Source organism: Desulfofalx alkaliphila DSM 12257 (genome assembly GCF_000711975.1).
Taxonomy (GTDB): Bacteria; Bacillota; Desulfotomaculia; order Desulfotomaculales; family Desulfohalotomaculaceae; genus Desulfofalx; species Desulfofalx alkaliphila.
This window is the reverse complement of the sequence record NZ_JONT01000003.1, coordinates 160,772-178,920: the sequence shown is the minus strand read 5'-3', so window position 1 is coordinate 178,920 and position 18,149 is coordinate 160,772. Positions and strand designations below refer to the sequence as shown.

Annotated in this window: 17 protein-coding genes, 2 tRNA genes and 1 pseudogene; 10 read left to right on the top strand and 10 right to left on the bottom strand. The window is 40.5% G+C overall.

The features are described 5' to 3' along the window. The 10 genes and pseudogenes from BR02_RS0103830 to dnaA form a co-directional block, all read right to left on the bottom strand. Positions 1-236 (bottom strand): annotated as a pseudogene (locus BR02_RS0103830) (ISLre2 family transposase); the annotation flags it as partial. Positions 237-372: 136 nt separating this feature from the next. Continuing rightward, positions 373-448, bottom strand: a tRNA-Ala gene (locus BR02_RS0103820). Positions 449-468: 20 nt separating this feature from the next. Further along, a tRNA-Ile gene (locus BR02_RS0103815) sits at positions 469-545 on the bottom strand. A gap of 166 nt (positions 546-711) precedes the next feature. Continuing rightward, positions 712-3,138, bottom strand: coding sequence for a DNA gyrase subunit A (gyrA, locus tag BR02_RS0103810; protein WP_031514355.1), 2,427 nt, complete (start codon positions 3,136-3,138; stop codon positions 712-714). A gap of 19 nt (positions 3,139-3,157) precedes the next feature. Beyond that, on the bottom strand, positions 3,158-5,083 hold the full coding sequence (gene gyrB / locus BR02_RS0103805; RefSeq protein ID WP_031514353.1) for a DNA topoisomerase (ATP-hydrolyzing) subunit B: 1,926 nt from the start codon (positions 5,081-5,083) through the stop codon (positions 3,158-3,160). 159 nt (positions 5,084-5,242) lie between these two features. Further along, positions 5,243-5,500: an extracellular matrix regulator RemB gene (gene remB, locus BR02_RS0103800; protein ID WP_031514351.1), complete on the bottom strand. Its 258-nt coding sequence runs from the start codon at positions 5,498-5,500 to the stop codon at positions 5,243-5,245. Positions 5,501-5,555: 55 nt separating this feature from the next. Continuing rightward, positions 5,556-6,662 carry a DNA replication/repair protein RecF gene (gene recF, locus BR02_RS0103795; RefSeq protein ID WP_031514350.1) on the bottom strand — a complete coding sequence of 369 codons (1,107 nt, stop codon included), beginning with the start codon at positions 6,660-6,662 and terminating at the stop codon, positions 5,556-5,558. A 15-nt stretch (positions 6,663-6,677) separates the two neighbouring features. Next, complete coding sequence (locus BR02_RS0103790; RefSeq protein WP_207640977.1) at positions 6,678-6,893, bottom strand: RNA-binding S4 domain-containing protein; 216 nt, start codon at positions 6,891-6,893, stop codon at positions 6,678-6,680. Positions 6,894-6,902: 9 nt separating this feature from the next. After that, positions 6,903-8,009: a DNA polymerase III subunit beta gene (gene dnaN / locus BR02_RS0103785; protein WP_031514346.1), complete on the bottom strand. Its 1,107-nt coding sequence runs from the start codon at positions 8,007-8,009 to the stop codon at positions 6,903-6,905. 215 nt (positions 8,010-8,224) lie between these two features. Continuing rightward, positions 8,225-9,565 carry a chromosomal replication initiator protein DnaA gene (dnaA, locus tag BR02_RS0103780; protein WP_031514344.1) on the bottom strand — a complete coding sequence of 447 codons (1,341 nt, stop codon included), beginning with the start codon at positions 9,563-9,565 and terminating at the stop codon, positions 8,225-8,227. A gap of 373 nt (positions 9,566-9,938) precedes the next feature. Between dnaA and rpmH the strand changes: the two genes are divergently transcribed. The 10 genes from rpmH (at position 9,939) to BR02_RS0103730 (ending at position 18,042) form a co-directional block, all read left to right on the top strand. Continuing rightward, the gene (rpmH, locus tag BR02_RS0103775) at positions 9,939-10,076 is read left to right on the top strand and encodes a 50S ribosomal protein L34 (protein ID WP_031514343.1); all 138 of its coding nucleotides are present in this window, start codon (positions 9,939-9,941) and stop codon (positions 10,074-10,076) included. 112 nt (positions 10,077-10,188) lie between these two features. Then, positions 10,189-10,518, top strand: a complete 330-nt coding sequence (gene rnpA / locus BR02_RS0103770) for a ribonuclease P protein component (protein ID WP_238442392.1) — start codon at positions 10,189-10,191, stop codon at positions 10,516-10,518. Continuing rightward, on the top strand, positions 10,515-10,724 hold the full coding sequence (gene yidD / locus BR02_RS0103765) for a membrane protein insertion efficiency factor YidD (protein ID WP_031514340.1): 210 nt from the start codon (positions 10,515-10,517) through the stop codon (positions 10,722-10,724). Before rnpA ends, yidD begins: the two co-directional genes overlap by 4 nt. A gap of 29 nt (positions 10,725-10,753) precedes the next feature. Further along, on the top strand, positions 10,754-11,416 hold the full coding sequence (locus tag BR02_RS0103760) for a YidC/Oxa1 family membrane protein insertase (RefSeq protein WP_238442391.1): 663 nt from the start codon (positions 10,754-10,756) through the stop codon (positions 11,414-11,416). Continuing rightward, positions 11,413-12,036, top strand: a complete 624-nt coding sequence (gene jag / locus BR02_RS0103755; protein WP_031514336.1) for an RNA-binding cell elongation regulator Jag/EloR — start codon at positions 11,413-11,415, stop codon at positions 12,034-12,036. Before BR02_RS0103760 ends, jag begins: the two co-directional genes overlap by 4 nt. Before the next feature lie 71 nt (positions 12,037-12,107). After that, positions 12,108-13,481 (top strand): tRNA uridine-5-carboxymethylaminomethyl(34) synthesis GTPase MnmE, encoded by a 1,374-nt coding sequence (gene mnmE / locus BR02_RS0103750; protein WP_031514334.1) that lies wholly within the window; start codon positions 12,108-12,110, stop codon positions 13,479-13,481. A gap of 7 nt (positions 13,482-13,488) precedes the next feature. Then, positions 13,489-15,381, top strand: a complete 1,893-nt coding sequence (gene mnmG / locus BR02_RS0103745; RefSeq protein ID WP_420795378.1) for a tRNA uridine-5-carboxymethylaminomethyl(34) synthesis enzyme MnmG — start codon at positions 13,489-13,491, stop codon at positions 15,379-15,381. A gap of 2 nt (positions 15,382-15,383) precedes the next feature. Continuing rightward, the gene (gene rsmG / locus BR02_RS0103740; protein WP_238442390.1) at positions 15,384-16,112 is read left to right on the top strand and encodes a 16S rRNA (guanine(527)-N(7))-methyltransferase RsmG; all 729 of its coding nucleotides are present in this window, start codon (positions 15,384-15,386) and stop codon (positions 16,110-16,112) included. 324 nt (positions 16,113-16,436) lie between these two features. Next, positions 16,437-17,198, top strand: a complete 762-nt coding sequence (locus BR02_RS0103735) for a ParA family protein (protein WP_031514329.1) — start codon at positions 16,437-16,439, stop codon at positions 17,196-17,198. Further along, on the top strand, positions 17,191-18,042 hold the full coding sequence (locus BR02_RS0103730) for a ParB/RepB/Spo0J family partition protein (protein WP_031514327.1): 852 nt from the start codon (positions 17,191-17,193) through the stop codon (positions 18,040-18,042). Before BR02_RS0103735 ends, BR02_RS0103730 begins: the two co-directional genes overlap by 8 nt. Positions 18,043-18,149: the final 107 nt, after the last annotated feature.

Below are 18,149 nucleotides of genomic sequence, written 5' to 3'. Positions count from 1 at the left end.
CGCTTATCATTTTTTCTTTGTATTACCAGACCTTTGTTTTTACGGCCGGTTTTGTCTTCTACTATAGATTTATCAAGGGCTTCGAGATATGCACTCATCATATCCACAATAAAATTGTCCGTGTATTCTTTTAAGGTGGTTTCCATCTCTTCAATGGCCTTAATTCTATCTGAAGCAAAAAAATTTAATAATTGCTCAATGAATTTTTCGCATTTTTGTAGTAGAATAGTATTCACAAGAGACACTCCTTTGGTAATTTGGGTTTTGCTCGACTTTATTTTACCAAAAAGAGTGGTCTCTTGTTTCTTTTTTTCCTACAACAATTTTACACTATGGGAAATGTTAAAACCCCTGGGTTTACCCAGGGGTCAGTGGTGGAGACAACCGGACTTGAACCGGTGACCCCCTGCTTGCAAGGCAGGTGCTCTCCCAACTGAGCTATGTCCCCATGTTTTTTCACTTTTTAAATGGTGGGACTGGGTGGACTCGAACCACCGACCTCACGCTTATCAGGCGTGCGCTCTAACCGGCTGAGCTACAGTCCCCTAATCCTTAATTAATTTTTTTAAAAAAGGTGAAGTTTAACTCGCCGCCTTTACAGCGACAATGCCTAGTTTAACACCTCTCTTATTCTAAGTCAAATGGTAATTTTTACGGGGAAAATAAATAAGAGGTGGCTTTTACCACCCCTTACATGCTTCACTCTTCTATTTATGAGTCAACCTGAAACCTTGCCATTGCCATAACCCTGTCGCCCCTTGCTAAGCGCATCAGGGTAACACCCTGGGTTGCTCTTCCCATTACAGATATGTGTTTTGTCTTCAGCCTTATAATGATCCCTTCGGCACTGACCAAGAGTATTTCTTCATCATCTTGCACAACATGTAAGTCCACCGCTTCACCGTTGCGCTGGTTAGTCTTTATGTTAATTATTCCTTTGCCGGCCCTGGTCTGGGTTCTGTATTCATCTATGGGTGTTCTTTTTCCAAAGCCGTTTGAAGTAACCACCAACATATAGCTGTTTTCCCGCACCTTATCCATGCCGATTACCCGGTCGCCCTCATTTAATTTTATACCCATTACCCCTCTGGAAACCCTTCCCATTGGACGGACATCTTGCTCAGAAAATCTAATGGCCAGTCCCTTTTTGGTGCCTATTATTACTTCATCATCTCCATGGGTCAGGAGTACATTTACAAGCTGGTCCTTTTCATCCAAGTTAATTGCAATGATACCGTCTCTTCTTGAAGTATCATATTCTTTGAGGGCAGTCTTTTTAACTATACCTTGGCCGGTACACATAAAGAGATAGTGGTTATCATAAAAGCTGGCGATGGGTATCACCGCATTTATTCGTTCATCTTTATCTAAATATAGCAAATTGACTATGGCCGTGCCCCTGGCTTGCCGGCCGGATTCCGGTATTTCGTGTGCCTTTAGCCTATATACCTTACCCTTAGTGGTAAAGAACAATATAAAGTGGTGGGTGGTGGTTGCAAAAACGTGTTTCACCGCATCCTCATCTTTTGTGTCCATACCGGTAATACCTCTGCCGCCCCTGCGTTGGCTGCGGTAGGTGTCCAGGGGTATACGTTTTATATAGCCATAATTGGTAAGGGTAATAACCACGTCTTCCTGTGGAATTAAATCTGTATCTACAAAATCGGTACTTTCATCACTGATTGCAGTACGCCTTTTATCTGCATACTTTTTCTGTACTTCGGTTAACTCATCTTTAATAATAGATAAAACCAACTGCTCGTCAGCCAAAACAGATTTAAGGTAAGCTATTTTTTCCAGTAAGTCTTTATACTCCGCCTCCAGTTTCTCAATTTCTAAACCGGTGAGGCTCCTCAATCTCATTTCCACAATGGCATCGGCTTGTTTTTCACTTAACTGAAATGTTTTTTGTAACCTTTCCTTGGCCTCATTTGTGGTTCGTGAAGATCTAATGATTTGCACAACTTCATCTATGTTAGAAACGGCTATCCGTAAGCCCTCAACAATGTGGGCCCTGGCCTCTGCCTTGTCCAATTCAAATTTAGTGCGCCTGGTTACCACATCTTTTTGGTGTTCCAGGTAATAAAATAGCACTTCTTTAAGATTTAATACCCGCGGTTGACCGTCAACCAAGGCCAGCATTATTACTCCAAAGGTGTCTTGCAGCTGGGTGTGTTTATAGAGCTGGTTTAAAAGAACCCTTGCATTGACATCCCTGCGCAGCTCAATTACAATCCTCATGCCGGTGCGGTCAGATTCATCCCTTAAATCTGTTATGCCGTCAACCTTTTTATCTCTAACAAGCTCGGCAATTTTTTCTATCAGCCTGGCCTTATTAACTTGATAGGGTAACTCTGTTACTATAATGGCTTGTTTACCCTTACCAATGTCCTCTATTTCTGTTTTGGCTCTTATTTTTATTGAGCCTCTCCCTGTTTTAAATGCTGAAACTATTCCCTCCCTGCCCATAATGGTGGCACCGGTTGGAAAGTCCGGTCCTTTGATAACTTTCATTAAGTCATCAAGGGTTACATCAGCATTATCAATTAACATTTTTATTCCCTCTATAACCTCGCCGAGGTTATGGGGCGGAATATTGGTGGCCATGCCCACAGCAATGCCACCGGAGCCGTTTACCAACAAATTGGGTATCCTTGAGGGCAATATTACCGGCTCTTTAGTTCTTTCATCATAGTTTGGTATAAAATCAACGGTATTTTTATCAATATCCTTTAATAGTTCAAGGGATATTTTTGCCATCTTGGCTTCGGTATATCTCATTGCTGCGGCAGAATCACCGTCCACCGAGCCAAAGTTTCCATGACCGTCAATAAGCGGATAACGACAAGAAAAATCTTGGGCCAGCCTTACTAAAGCGTCATAGATGGCTGCATCACCGTGGGGGTGAAAATCAGACATTACCCTACCGACAATGTTGGCACACTTACGGTAAGGCTTGTCCGGTGTTAAGCCCAATTCATGCATTGCAAAGAGTATGCGGCGGTGAACAGGCTTTAAACCGTCCCTTACGTCAGGTAAAGCCCGGCCCACAATAACACTCATTGCATAATCCAGATAGGACTGGCGCATCTCCTTGTTTATATCTATAGGTAATACCTTTCCAGTTAACTCTGGCATTTCTTCACCTCAAATATTACTAGATATCAAGATTTCTAACATACCTTGCATTTTCTTGAATAAATTCACGGCGCGGTTGAACCTTATCGCCCATTAACATAGTGAATATGGCATCTGCTTCTTCGGCATCTATTAGGTCTACCTGCAGTAAGGTTCTGCTGTCAGGATTCATTGTTGTATCCCATAATTGATCTGCATTCATTTCCCCTAAGCCCTTGTAGCGTTGTATTGAAATGCCGTTACGTCCCATTTCTTTAAAATACTCTTCCAATTCGCGGTCATTATATATATAGAACTCTTTCTGACCCCTTTTTATTTTATAAAGGGGTGGTTGAGCAATATATAAGTATCCCTTTTCAACCAGGGGCTTCATAAATCTATAGAAAAAGGTCAGTAAGAGCGTTCTTATGTGAGCTCCGTCCACGTCAGCATCAGTCATTATTATAATTTTATGGTAACGGGCTTTTTCTATATCAAAATCATCGCCTATGCCTGTTCCAAGGGCAGTAATCATTGCTCTTATTTCTTCGTTGTTTAAAATTTTGTCCAAGCGGGCCTTTTCCACGTTTAAAATTTTACCCCTTAAGGGCAGAATTGCCTGGAAACGGCGATCCCTACCTTGTTTTGCAGAACCGCCGGCAGAGTCACCTTCAACAAGGTAGAGCTCTGACACATCAGGATCTTTTTCTGAACAGTCGGCCAGTTTACCGGGCAGGGCGTTACTTTCCAGGGCGCTTTTTCTTCTGGTTAATTCCCTGGCCTTACGTGCCGCTTCCCGGGCCCTTGATGCAGCTATTGCCTTTTCTATTATCTTCTTAGCCACCGAGGGATTTTCTTCTAAGAAGGTGGACAGGCTTTCCGCCACCACCGAATCCACAATACCTCTTACTTCACTGTTTCCCAGTTTTGATTTGGTTTGCCCTTCAAATTGCGGTTCCGGTACCTTTACACTGATAACGGTGGTCATACCTTCCCGAATATCCTCACCCATCAAATTACTTTGGTTGTTTTTTAGTAAGTTGTGTTTCCTGGCGTAATCATTAAAAACCCTGGTGAGGGCGGTTTTTAAACCGGCTTCGTGTGTTCCCCCATCTATAGTTCTAATATTATTAGCGTAAGACAATAGATTTTCTGTATAACTGTCATTGTATTGAACAGCCACTTCCACTAAGACCTGATCTTTAACCCCATTAAAATAAATGGGCTTGCTGTTGAGGACAGTTTTATTTTTATTTAAGTTTTTGACAAAATCATTTATGCCCCCGTTATGTTGAAAGGTCGATTCTTTCGGCCCCTCTGAATCCGCTAGGTCCCGGGCATCTTTAATTTTTATTTTTAAACCCTTGTTTAAATAAGATAGCTCTTTTAAACGCTGGGCTAAAATTTCAAAACTAAATTCCAATTCATCAAAGATATCATGATCCGGTTTAAAGGATACCCTTGTTCCTGTGATTTTGGACTTTCCTACAACCTCTAATTTAGATACTGCCTTTCCTCTTTCAAAGCGCTGTTTATAGATGTGGCCGTTTCTTTTGACCTCTACTTCTAACCATTCGGAAAGGGCGTTGACCACAGAGACGCCCACCCCATGAAGACCGCCGGAAACTTTATATCCACCGCCGCCAAATTTGCCCCCTGCGTGCAAAACCGTCAATACAACTTCCACTGCAGGTTTACCCATTTTGGGGTGATTTTCCACCGGAATTCCTCTTCCGTTATCAGAAACAGTTATGCTGTTATCTTTATTTATTAAAACCTCCACATAATCGCAGTAACCTGCCAAGGCTTCGTCAATACTGTTGTCTACCACCTCATAAACCAGGTGGTGTAAACCCCTGGGTCCGGTACTGCCTATATACATGCCAGGTCTGCGCCTTACTGCTTCTAAGCCTTCAAGTACTTGTATTTCTTCAGCACCATAATTGGTGTTTTTTTCTTCAAACATAGAAGAACCTCCACCTTAATCATTCAGAACCATATTATACCATAAGCAAAAATCCATCACAAGTTAACCTGTTTTAAAATTGATATTGTAAAATAATTTCTTGCCTTAAATTGATGTCCATAATACTACAAGAAAAATAACCGTGTGTGCCACGGTTACTTAGGTGTTATCTGTCAAACTACTTATATCGCTTCTTTTTCTCAGAGTATTACATGAGATAGGGGAGAGATATATATTCCTTGTGGTTATTACAACAGACTTTTCCTTTTCTTCGCTGGATATTGATTTAATAAAATCCTCATCACTTGCCACCTCTAAAAATTCCTTGGTTACAGGAGATTGTTTGGCTTTGGCGTTTATTATGGCTATGACATCTTTTTTGCAAACCATAACATCTCCCCCTAAATGTAGAAACATTTCAAAACCACTCCTTAATAAATTTACTGACTAAAATCAGCCCTGCCCAGGTCAGTCAATTACTTGCCACTTCCCCTTCTCGTATGGTAAATAACTTGTACTTGCCGTTAATTAAATCCTTATAAAAAAAATCATTGGTGGTTATAAAAGTTTGTATGCCCTCTTTAATGCCGGACAATAATACTTCCCTTCTCTTGTTGTCCAATTCGGACAGTACATCATCCAGCAGCAATATTGGGTTGGTATTAAACTGCTGCTTAAAAAAAGACACCTGGGCCAGCTTTAAACTTAAAACCAAGGTTCTGTGCTGTCCCTGTGAACCATAGACCTTTACTTCCCTGCCATTTATTAAAAATACCACATCATCCCTGTGGGGGCCAACTAAACTTTGACATCTTCTTATTTCCTGGTCCCTAAATTTTTTGATGCTTTCTATAAAACTATTATGGATATCCTGTTTCTGCAAGGGTTTTTTTAAATTTAGTGATGATAAATAATTTATTTCTAACTTTTCAGTCCCCTGGGTAATTAAGGAGTGCCACCTTTTAATTAAGGGCGTTAATTTTTTCAAAACCTCAATTCTACCCAATAAAATATTGGTGCCGTTAATAACCAGTTGGTCATTCCATACATCTAGGGCATCAAGGCCTTCAACATTGTTTCTAATATTCTTTAATACACTGTTTCGATGGGATAAAATTTTTAAATATTGACCCAAGTAGTATTTATAGTTAGGGTAAAAGGGTCCTATTTCATAATCAAGAAACTTTCGCCTTTCACCGGGGGAGTTTTTCACTAAATTTAAGTCATCCGGTGTAAATAATATGACCCCGGTATGTAAAAGATCCTTTTTCTTTTTCTCCACACCGTTAACTAAAATCTTTTTTTTACCTTCCCTGTTGACGGCAACGGTCTGCTTATACTCTCTCTTGCCATGGCGTATAAAACTAATGACATTACAGGCATTGGCCTGCCAGTTAATTACTTCCCTATCACTGCCGGCACGGAAGGAAGATGCATTTAAGTTAAAATATATTGATTCCAGTAAATTTGTCTTTCCCTGTGCATTATGGCCAATGAAAATATTCAACCCTTGAGCGGGAGAAATTTCAAAACTTTTATAATTACGGAACATTTCCGCCCTGATTTTGGTTAATAACAATCAGGATAACACCTCTTAACCAGTCACTTTAAATTTACCTACCTGCTCCACCTCTATTATATCACCGGGTAAAATTTTTCGCCCCCTCTTATTTTCCACTTTCCCATTAACTTTTACCCTCTTGTCGTTAATTAGTATTTTGCTCTGCCCTCCGGTGCCGGTGATACCGGCCCATTTTAAAAACTGATCCAGTTTTATGCTGTCCTTTATTGGAACTTCTTTTATTTCCATACTTCTCTCCTATGCGGTACGAACCGGTAATATTAGAGACAGATAATTATCTCCCCTTGGGGGCCTTATAACCCCGGGGCTCAGTGGGCCGCTTAACTCCAAAATTATTTCCTCTTCGCCCACTGTCCGCAACACATCTGTTAAATACCGTGCATTAAAAGATATGCTTACCTCTTCTCCCTCAAGGTAGCAATTTAAGTTTTCTTGAATAAAACCCACATCTGTGTTTGCTGATAACATCAAGAGGTCCTTCTTAATATCCAGCCTAATTGTTTCCCTTCCGGTTTTTGTTAACAGGGCGGCCCTCTCGGTTGAGTCTAAAAGTTCTTTAACCTTTATTCTCACCTTAGATTTATGATTTTTAGGAATTACCCCTTGGTAATTGGGGAATTGCCCCTCAATAAGCCTGGATACTATTACAGTGTTTTTAATTGTAAATAGGGCCTGGTTGCTGCCCAGGGTAATCTTAATCACATCTTCATCATCGCTGTTGCTAATAATTCTGGATATTTCACCTAAAGTACGGCCGGGGATAATTGTTTCCAGCTCTGCCGGCTCTTCATCAATGGCAACTTTCTTAAGGGCCAGTCTATGTGTATCGGTGGCAACCAGTGTTAAAAGCCCGTCCTTTATTTCAAAAAGAACCCCGGTAAATACCGGCCTGCTCTCATCTGTATTTGTGGCATATAACACCTGCCTCAAAGTCTCTTTAAAGGTGTTAGTGGGTATAGCAAAGGAAAGATTGCCTTCTACCACGGGAAAAGCCGGATACTCATCGGCATTAAAGCCGTGCAAATTTACCTGGGACGAATTGTACTGGATTGTGATGGTGTTGTTTTCTGTGTCCCCGGTTAAATCTATGGGTACATCGGGTAATTTTCGCACAATTTCAGTAATATACTTGGCCGGAACAATTATTGACCCTTCTTCTATAGTTGTAACCTCTACATTACATTCTATACCGATTTCTAAATCCGTGGCCGTCAACTTGAGCTTGTTATCTTTACTTTCCAGCAATATGCCGGTCAGGATAGGCATTGGATTTTTGGTTGACACAGCCCTTTGTACCATTTGGACACCATTTAACAGGTTTTCTTTTGTGGTGTTTATTCTCATAATAATCCCCTTAAAATAATTATCTTTTAATGATAGCAGTAGTAGTAGGTGCTGTTATTATGTGGGTATGTCTACTAAGGTGTTACCCCACAAGCCTTTTAATAACTAATATCACTGTTGAAGAAAAGTTAATAATTACCCTTTATTAAGGGCCTGATTTTTGGCTTCTTAAACTAATCCCCATAACACTGCACAGCTTATACACCCTGTGTTAATTATTCCCGGATTTTTTTAATTAGACCGTTTATTCTGGCTTCCAGCTCAGAGTCCTCTTGTATTTCGTTGGTTATTTTATCGCAGGCATGGAGCACGGTGGTATGGTCTCGGCCGCCAAATTCTTCACCTATTTTGGGTAAAGATAAATCTGTTAACTCTCTGGTTATATACATGGCAATTTGCCTCGGAAAAGCAACGGCCCGGGTTCTTTTTTTAGCCTTCAACTCTTCCGGCTTAATGTTATAACTCTCTGCCACAATCTTTTGTATTAAACTCACCGTTATTACCTTTGGTTTGCTAGGCGGTAAAATATCCTTTAAAACGTTGGCAGCCATCTCCGGAGTAATGGGGCTGTTGGTTAAAGAAGCAAAGGCAATAATTCTAATGAGGGCCCCCTCTAATTCACGGATGTTAGAGTCTATTTTTCTTGCAATATAAGCTATGGTGTCGTCAGGCACCTCTAAGCCCTCCAGCTGTGCCTTTTTACGCAAAATAGCTATCCTTGTTTCATAGTCAGGGGCTTGAATGTCAGTAATTAAACCCCACTCAAACCGTGAACGAAGGCGGTCTTCTAAAGTAGGTATGCTTTTTGGCGGTCTGTCACTGGAAATAATTATCTGTTTATTTGCTTCATATAATGTATTAAAGGTATGGAAAAACTCCTCCTGTGTCCTTTCTTTTCCGGCTAGAAACTGAATGTCGTCAATTAACAAAATATCTGTTTTGCGGTATTTATTTCTAAATGAGGCCGGATCATCATCCCTAATGGAGTTAATTAATTCGTTAGTGAATTTTTCCGAAGTAATATAAGATATTTTTAAATTTGGGCTATTACTTTTAATGTAGTGGCCAATGGCGTGCATAAGGTGTGTTTTTCCCAAACCCACCCCGCCGTAAATAAAGAGTGGATTGTAGGCCTTGGCGGGGGTTTCTGCCACAGCCAGTGAAGCGGCATGGGCAAATCTGTTATTATTTCCTACCACAAAAGTATCGAAGGTATACTTGGGGTTAAGGGGGCTGGAGTCTAAATCCGCCCCGTTATAAACAGGTTCCACATTAGGTATTCTTAATAACTTATTGGGTACCTCACTGGCCAGTATTAGGCGCACCGTAACATCTTTATTTAAAACTTCGCCAAAGGCCTGTTTTATCAGGGGAGTGTATCGCTCGTCCAACCAGTCCTTAGAAAAGTGATTGGGCACCTCTATTAAAATGGCACCGTTATACCAACCTAAGGGGGTTAGCGATGTAACCCAAGTTTCAAAGGAGTGTTTATTTAATCTTTTTTCAAGTATTGCCAGCACCTTATGCCAGCTGTCTAAAACATCTTGCTTTAACATTTTTACCTCCCCAAAGTACTAATAACGCCTTCATTGGCATGAACAATCAGTTAAAAAAGCGCCCCGTCAAGGGGCATTATGTCATCAATTCACATAATTAACAACAAGGCTTGTGATGTGGTGTTGATAAAATAAAAAAAATTAAAACCCAACACCTCAATAGTACCAAAACTTCCAGAAGTTATCAACAGGTTTTTATCAGCAACAAAAGTTATACACAAGCTGGTAATTTCTTGACGTTTTTGTTATGGTTATATATAATTGGAATGTGTGTCTCTAAGTTGAAAACTTGATTTTATGCTTGGCCCAGTGGGCATATTTAATAAGCATTTGATATTAACTGGCTTAATACTTGTTTAAGGAGGTGCTATTATTGCCTAAGCGTACTTTTCAACCCAAAAAACGCAAGCGTAAAAGATTACATGGCTTCTTAAAGCGCATGGCTACAAAAGGCGGTCGCAATGTAATAAAGCGGAGAAGACTTAAAGGTAGAAAGAGATTATCAGCATAAGGCCGCTTATTCGTGGCCTTTTCCATTTTGTATAAGCCGTCATAATTATGGAAATCCTACCTTTAAAAATGTTTATTTCAGGAATAATATGGATAGTTATAATTTAACTAGGTTGAAAAAAAACAAGGATTTTTTAAAGGTATACCGTTTGGGTAAATCTGTGGCAGACAAAAATTTGGTTATGTACAGGCTTAAATCTGATGACGGTATCATTCGTGTTGGTTTTTCTGTAGGTAAAAAATTTGGTAAAGCAGTAAGCAGAAACAGAGTTAAGAGGGTATTAAGGGAGATTTGTAGGTTAAATAAAGATCGGTTTGAAGTAGGGTATGATTACGTTATTATTGCTAGAACAGCCGCTCAAGATTCTGATTATCAGGAACTGGAAAAAAGTGTTTTAAAATTGTTAAATAAACATGCACGGTTTAGGAGATGTGAACCATGATTAAAAGGGCGGTGCTTGGGTTAATTTGGATATACCAAAAAATAATATCTCCTTTAAAACCACGCACCTGCAGGTTTTATCCCACATGTTCTGAATATTCAAGACTTGCCATAATAAAATATGGTTTAATTAAGGGGTTGTGGCTGGCGTTAAAAAGAATAATAAAATGTCATCCCTTTCACCCAGGGGGCTACGATCCAGTATAATGGCGTGGATTTTAAAGGAGGAGTAAGGTTTGTGGAATGCACTCGTTGAAGGAATGAGATCGGTAATAAATTCCTTATATCTTTTTACCGACACCATTGGTATACCCAGCTATGCGCTGGCAATTGTCTTGCTGACAGTGATTATTAAAGTTGCGCTCTATCCCCTTACAAAGAAACAAATGGTTTCCATGAAAATGATGCAAAAAATAGCTCCTGAAATTAAGGCAATACAGGATAAGTATAAGAAAAAAGACCCACAAAAAATGCAAAAAAAGATCATGGAGCTATATCAAAAGCATAATGTGAATCCTATGGCGGGTTGCTTCCCCATATTAATACAAATGCCAATTTTAATAGCACTGTATCGGGCCTTGTTTAATTTTGACTTTATTAACCCCGAACATGCGACTATTTTTATAATAAATTTGGCAGAAAGGGATCCTACTTTTATTTTACCGATATTGGCTGCCGTAACCACCTTTATGCAGTCCAAACTGACAACTAATACTGCTGATACCACCCAGAGAACAATGTTGTATGTAATGCCGGCTTTAATTGGATGGATTGCCGCAACTGTTCCTTCAGGTTTAGCTTTGTATTGGGTGATATTTAACCTGGTGGGAGCAATACAACAGTTTTATATTAATAAACATGTCTTAGCTACAGAAAAAAAGGAGGTAGCTGAGAATTGAAAACTTTAGAGGTGACAGGTAAGACCATAGAAGATGCCCTTCTTAATGCTGTTAACGAATTGGGTGTATCTAGGGATGAAATTGAGTATGAAGTATTAGAAGAGGCATCTAAGGGTTTGTTTGGTTTTTTTGGCGTTAAACCGGCAAGGGTAAAGGTGATTTTAAAAGAGAATCCTGTTAAAAAGACCACTGAATTACTGCAGAGCATTGTAAAGGCCATGGATCTGCCGGTGGACATACAGGTAAATGACAATGGACAAGCGATTAAAGTTAATATGCAAGGTCCAGACCTGGGGGTCTTAATAGGCAGACGTGGAGAAACCCTGGATGCTTTACAGTACTTAGTAAATCTATCGGTGAATAAAAACCTGGAAAAAAGACAAAAAATAATACTGGATGTTGAGGGTTACAGGACAAGAAGGGAAGAAACTCTGAAAAAATTAGCTTTAAGACTTGCTGATAAGGCCAAAAGAAGAGGTAAAAGTGTAGTTTTAGAGCCGATGAATGCCCAAGAGAGGCGTATTATTCACACAGCTTTGCAGACAAGAGATGATATATATACATTCAGTGAAGGTGAAGAACCTTACCGCAAAATAGTTATTGCTCCTAAGAAATCCTAGGGAAATTTTAAATTTGTAGAAAAACCCAGCAACATATGTTGCTGGGTTTTTTGGAATCGGAGGTTTAAGTTTTGTTAGAAGATACCATTGCCGCAATTGCCACACCGCTGGGCGAAGCAGGAATAGGAATTATACGAATCAGTGGCCCCCATGCCCTTGATATAGCCGGCAGGATATTTAAACCTAAATATAACACCAACTGGGCAAGTGAACCGGGTTTTAGAATGGTTTATGGCCAGATTATCAATCCTAAAAACAAAGAAGTAATAGATGAAGTGCTGGTATCTAAAATGATAAAACCAAAAAGTTTTACCGGTGAGGATGTTGTTGAAATAAATTGTCACGGGGGTATTTTACCTTTAAGAAAGACCCTTGAACTGGTTGTCAGCAATGGGGCCCGCCTTGCGGAACCGGGTGAATTCAGCAAAAGGGCTTTTTTAAACGGCAGGCTGGATTTAGCCCAAGCAGAATCTATTATTGATGTAATCCGTTCTCAAACAGAGGCAGGCTTAAAATTATCCATGGGTCAGCTGCAAGGTAAGCTGTCAAAAAAAATCAATGAATTACAAGATCACTTGCTGGGCATGCTGGCACAAATTGAAGCCAATATAGATTTTCCTGAGGATGACATAGAAGAGGCTTCAATTATGGAGATACATAATAAAAGCAGGGAAATAATTAAAGAAATCAGCAGGCTTATTGAAGGGGCTGAAAGCGGCCGCATATATAGGGAAGGGGTGCAAACTCTAATTGTGGGCCGGCCCAATGTGGGCAAATCCTCCTTGTTAAATGCCTTATTAAAAGAAGACAGGGCCATTGTCACCGATATACCGGGTACAACCAGGGACATCATTGAAGAAATAGTTAATATTGGCGGCATTCCCTTAAAAATAATTGATACCGCAGGGTTAAGGGAAACGGAAGATATTGTGGAGAAAATCGGGGTAGACCGCACCAAGGAATTAATAAATAAGGTTGATTTAGTTCTCTTTGTTTTGGACGCCGCCGATGGCTACACCCAAGAGGATGAAAAGATTTTCAAAGAAATTCAAAAGAAAAAAATAATAGTCATTGTCAATAAAATTGATATTAAGGATAATAAAATAAAGGAAATAGAAAGTAAATTTAATAAAGTAATAGAGTTATCTGCCTTGCTGGGTGAAGGCCTGGATATTTTAGAGAATAAAATTACTGACCTGGTGTTGGGCGGCAAGGTAAATATTAAGGATGAAGTCTTGGTCACCAATATGAGGCATAAACAAGCCCTAGAAAAGGCCAAGCACTATACCCAGGAGGTAATTGATGCCATAAATAAGGGTGTACCCCCTGATTTAATTTCCATTGATGTGAAAAACGCTTGGGAAGCCCTGGGAGAAATAACCGGCACATCAGTTGGGGAAGATCTGATAGATAGAATATTTAAAGACTTTTGTATTGGCAAATGAGGTGTACATGGTGGAATATTTAGCTGGAAAATACGATGTGATAGTTGTGGGAGCCGGACACTCGGGCTGTGAAGCGGCCCTTGCTTCTGCAAGAATGGGATGCCGTACCTTAGTGTTAACTTTAAATATGGATAACATTGCTCTCATGCCTTGCAACCCCGCCATAGGAGGGCCTGCCAAATCTCACCTGGTTAAAGAAATAGATGCCCTGGGCGGGGAAATGGCCTTAAATACAGACCGGAATGCCATCCAAATGAGGATGTTAAACACAGGTAAGGGGCCGGCGGTACATGCCCTAAGGGCCCAATGCGATAAAAGCAGATACCAAAGCAACATGAAAAAGGTATTGGAAAGCCAAGAAAGATTGGATATAAAACAGTTGCTGGTGGAAAAGATTATAGTGGAAAAGGGAGAAATAAAGGGTGTGGTAACCCATACCGGTGCGGTCTATCATGCCCCTGCCCTTGTAATCACTGCCGGTACTTATCTGAAGGGTAAAATATTTATTGGGGACATCCATTACAGCGGCGGCCCCAATGCCCAGCGGGCCTCGGTAAAACTGTCCGATAACCTTAGGGATTTAGGGATAAAAACGGTGCGGTTTAAAACAGGGACACCTGCCAGGGTTGACTACCGCACAATAGACTTTTCAAAAATGATTGAACAGCCCGGGGATGAAAAAGTACATAATTTTTCCTTTTTATCTAAGATAAGCAAGAGAAGCCAAGTATCCTGCTGGTTAACCTATACCAATGAAACTACCCACCGGGTGATTAGGGAAAATTTACATAGATCACCCCTCTATGCAGGAATTATAGAGGGGGTTGGTCCCCGCTACTGCCCCTCCATAGAAGACAAGGTGGTGCGGTTTGCAGATAAACCTAAACATCAGGTATTTATAGAACCCGAAGGTTTAAACACCTATGAAATGTATGTCCAGGGTATGTCCAGCAGCTTACCGGAAGATGTACAGTATAAAATGTTAAGAACTATACCCGGATTGGAAAAGGTGGAAATTATGCGGCCGGCCTATGCCATAGAGTACGACTGCATCGTCCCCACCCAACTAAAACCGTCTTTAGAATATAAAGAAATAGCCGGTTTATTTATGGCCGGCCAGGTAAATGGAACCTCGGGCTACGAAGAGGCAGCCGCCCAAGGCTTAATGGCCGGCATAAATGCAGCGCGTTATGTGCAAAATCAGCCCCCTGTGATCCTGTCCCGGGCTGACGCCTATATAGGCGTTTTAATAGACGATATAATTACCAAGGGAACCTCGGAACCCTATCGGCTGTTAACATCGAGGGCTGAATATCGCCTGCTGCTAAGGCAAGATAACGCTGATTTAAGATTAACAGAAATAGGAAGAAAAGTGGGTTTGGTGGATGATTATAGATGGCAGGTATTCAATACAAAGAAAGAACAAATTAACCAAGAAATAGAAAGGTTAAAACAAACATCTGTTCCGGCTACCCAGGAAGTTAACGAACTATTAAAAGAAGCAGGCACCACAGAAATAGAACAAAAAACACCGCTGCTTACCCTAATTAAAAGACCGGAAATAAATTATGCCCTTATAGAAAAATTGCTGAATGAAAAGATTGATCTGCCCCAGGATGTCTTGGAGGAAGTTGAGATTCAAGTTAAGTACGAGGGTTATATAAAGAAGCAAATGAGCCAGGTGGAAAAGTTTAAAAAGATGGAGTCTAAAAGTCTTCCTCAAGATATAGACTATGCGGATATAGCCGGCCTGCGCAACGAAGCAAAACAAAAGTTAAATGATATAAAACCCCAATCAATAGGACAAGCGGCCCGTATATCCGGAGTTAGCCCGGCAGATATATCTGTACTGCTGATTTGGTTAGAGCAGAGGCGAAGGACGGCAAGGCAGGAGGAGTAAATTTGCATAAGATACTTTTAGATACTCTGGAAAAGGGTTTAAGGGAAATAGGTATAGAAAGCAATAAAGGGCAGCTGGATAAACTAAATCTATACTACCGGCTACTGATAGAATATAATAAAAAAGTTAATTTAACCGCCATAGTGAAACCGGAAGAAGTGGCCATAAAACACTTTATTGACTCTCTGACCTGTTTAAAAGCCATTGGCAGCATGGAAAAGGACAGCCAAATACTTGACCTAGGAAGTGGGGCCGGCTTTCCGGGAATAGTTTTAAAAATATATAATGATAGCTTTAACATCACCTTGCTGGACTCCTTGCAAAAGAGAATAGATTTTTTAAACACAGTGATAGAGCAATTACAGCTGAACAAGATCAGGGCACTGCACGGCAGAGCAGAGGATTTTGGCAAAAAAGGTGACCATAGGGAAAAATACCGTCTGGTTTTATCCAGGGCGGTGGCAGATTTGGCTGTACTGGCAGAGTACTGCCTGCCCTATACAAGGATAGGGGGTCATTTCATAGCCATGAAAGGGGCCAAGGCCCAAGATGAAATAAAGGGGGCCATGAAGAGCATTGAAACATTGGGCGGCGCCATTGATGAAATCTATAATATCAAACTGCCCATCACCGGCGATGAAAGGACCTTAATAAAAATAAAAAAAATCCGCCCCACCCCGGAAAAATACCCCAGAAAAGCAGGTATACCCTCCAAAAGGCCAATAAAATAATTAAAATAAAAAGAGTGCACAGCAACTCTTTTTATTTTTGCTATTTAAATGCAGGAACTAAATAACAAGTTGTTGAAGATAAGTTATAAAAATAATATAATACCCATTTTTATTATTGTTTATTCCCGCTGGGGCAGTCCCTTGAGCAATATATAGTTCCTTAATGGTACCCCTACTATTAATGAATTATAGATTGCCTTTGGGGTTAATTCAGCGCAGACAGTTGCTATTAAGTTCCTCCATTTTGTATGAGCCTTAAACTAATCTCAGATTTTTGAGCCCAGCGAACATAGCTTTAATAATAATATCTTAGGGGGTAGTCCTTTGAGTAGGATTATTGCCATAGCTAACCAAAAGGGCGGGGTGGGTAAAACAACCACTGCCATTAACCTAGGGGCCTGTTTAGCTATGTCCGGTAATAAAGTTTTATTGGTTGATATGGATCCCCAGGGCAACAGTACAAGCGGTCTGGGTATCGATAAAGAAAACCTGGACAAGTGTATATATAATGTGCTGATTGAAGGCATACCGCTGTTAGAAATCAGAAAAACAACCACAGTGGACGGTCTGCATCTTATTCCGGCCACTGTTAATTTGGCCGGGGCAGAAATTGAAATGGTGGCCCGCCTGAGCAGGGAGCATATTTTGCGCACTGCCCTAACACCGGCGGAGGCCTTATATGATTTTATTCTCATTGATTGCCCGCCCTCTTTGGGTTTATTGACTATTAACGCCCTAACGGCCACCCACTCATTATTAATACCTATTCAATGCGAGTATTATGCCCTGGAGGGTTTAGGACAACTGATGAACACCTATGGGCTTGTAAAGGAACACCTAAATCCCAGGATTGATATAGAAGGGGCTTTATTAACCATGTTTGATGCCCGAACAAATCTTTCAATACAAGTTGTGGATGAGGTTAAAAAATACTTTAAAGGAAAAGTTTACTCCACTATAATTCCACGCAATGTGCGTTTAAGCGAAGCTCCCAGCCATGGCAAACCGGTTGTCATTTATGCCCCAAAATCCAGGGGAGCGGAAGTATATAAAGAGTTAGCGAAGGAAGTGATGGGCATTGACTAAAAAAAGGGGCTTGGGCAGGGGTCTGCAGGCATTAATACCTAATTACAGTGACGAAGAGAAAAAGACTTTAAAAAATATATTGGTTACAGACATAAAACCAAACCCCAAACAACCCAGAAAGGAAATTGACAAGGAAAAACTCAGCGAACTGGCTAAGTCCATAAAAGAACACGGCGTTATACAACCAATTGTAGTGAGGGGAAATGAGAAATCCGGATATCAACTTATTGCCGGTGAAAGAAGATGGCGGGCCTGCCTAATGATAGGCCAGGAAACTATTCCGGCGGTAATAGCCACTTATAATGACGGCGAAGCTGCAGAAGTTGCACTGATAGAAAATTTACAAAGGGAAAACCTAAACCCCATCGAAGAAGCCATAGCATATCAAAGTTTAATTAAAGAATTTGGTTTAACCCAAGAACAGGTGGCAGACAGGGTTGGCAAAAGCAGGTCTTTAATAGCCAATATGTTGCGATTACTGACCTTATCGGAAAATATAATAATGATGTTAAACAGGGGAGAAATTAGTACCGGGCACGCCAGGGCCCTCCTTGCCATAGAAGAAAGTCATAAACAAATAGCCGCGGCAAAGGAAGTGGCTCAAAAACAGCTGTCAGTTAGGGAAACGGAACAGCTGGTTAAAAAACTTAACAGAGAGCAAAAGCCGCGAAAGGGCAAAAGCATAAATCCCGAATTAGTGGATTTACAGGACCAGCTACAAAGAATATTGGGAACCAAAGTGCAGATAAAAAGCAGTAAAAAGGGTAAAGGTAAGTTAGAAATAGAATTTTACAGCGAAGAAGATCTTACCAGAATTATTGACTTAGTTGTTGGCAGAGAATAAAATGTTTCACGTGAAACAATCCAATTGGTTTCACGTGAAACATTTTGTTTTAGATTTAAACCTTTGGTTTTTGCTGGGGCAAGGTGACCGTACCCCTTTTAAAGGGG